Here is a 1,243-nt window from a genome sequence, read left to right on the forward strand (position 1 = left end):
ATCAACGGTTCCCATGATTGGAACGGGGGATTTCCGCCGATTTTTCTGTGGGGTTTGCAGGTTTGCTCGGGAGTTGGGGGTGGGCGCGGTTTTGGCGGTGTTGCTTCGTTGCATGGGCACGCGGCATGTCGATGCCGCCACGGTTGCAGCTTGACATGTGAACGTATGAACATCTATTCATGCGTCAATTCGAATCGGAGCACACCCCTATGGCACCCCCAAACAACCACACCGACCACTCAGGGCACAACCATGCCCCGCACGACCACTCCGCCCACGACCACGCGGGTCATGACCATGCCGGGCATGATCACGATCACACCCCTCAGGTGACCAGCAAGAACGAGCGCAAGATCCTGATCTCGTTCTTCATGATCTTCAGTTTCATGATCGTGGAAGCCGTCGGCGGCATCGTCTCCGGATCGCTGGCGCTGCTGGCCGATGCCGGCCATATGCTGACAGACGCTATCGCTCTCTTGCTGGCTTATGTGGCCTTCCGTCTCGGCCGCAAGATGGCGGATAGCCAGCGCACCTTCGGTTATGCCCGGTTCGAGGTCATCGCCGGCCTTGTCAATGCGCTGACCTTGTTCGGTATCGTCGGCTGGATCGTCTATGAGGCGGTCGAGCGCTTCCGCGAGCCTTCTCCGGTGATGGCCGGTTCGATGTTCATTGTCGCCGTCGTCGGTATGTTGGTGAACCTCTTCGTGCTGTGGTACCTGACCCGCGGTGACTCTGACCACGTCAACGTCAAAGGTGCCGTCCTGCACGTGATGGGCGACCTTCTGGGCTCGGTCGGTGCCATCGTCGCGGCTATCGTGATCTGGTACACAGGCTGGACCCCCATCGACCCGATCCTGTCGGTCTTCGTCTCGCTCCTGATCCTGCGCAGCGCCTGGAGCCTGCTCAAGAAGACCCTGCACATCCTGCTGGAGGGCGCTCCCGCCGATGCTGAAACGGACAAGATCGAACGCCATCTCATGCAGACGGTCAGCGGTCTGAAAAAAGTCAGCCACATCCACGTCTGGCAGATCACCTCGGGCCGCTCGCTCGCCACGCTGCACATCCAGCCCAAAGAGGGCGCTGATATCCGGGCCGTCGCCGAAAAAGTCACCCAGGAGTTGCAGGACAAGTTCAGCATCGAACACCCCACCGTCGCCATCGACTGGGTCGGCGACGCAGACTGCAGCCTCAAAAAGCCACCCGAAATCGACCTCCACGCAGGGCACGCACATTGACCAAAGGC

1 protein-coding gene is annotated in these 1,243 nt (G+C 60.3%); it reads left to right on the forward strand.

Translation table 11 applies throughout. The features are described from left to right. Nucleotides 1-329: 329 nt before the first annotated feature. Nucleotides 330-1,235: a cation diffusion facilitator family transporter gene (locus HS053_RS22095; protein ID WP_458358917.1), complete on the forward strand. Its 906-nt coding sequence runs from the start codon at nucleotides 330-332 to the stop codon at nucleotides 1,233-1,235. Nucleotides 1,236-1,243: the final 8 nt, after the last annotated feature.

This window comes from Tabrizicola fusiformis (genome assembly GCF_013328815.1).
GTDB lineage: Bacteria > Pseudomonadota > Alphaproteobacteria > Rhodobacterales > Rhodobacteraceae > Fuscibacter.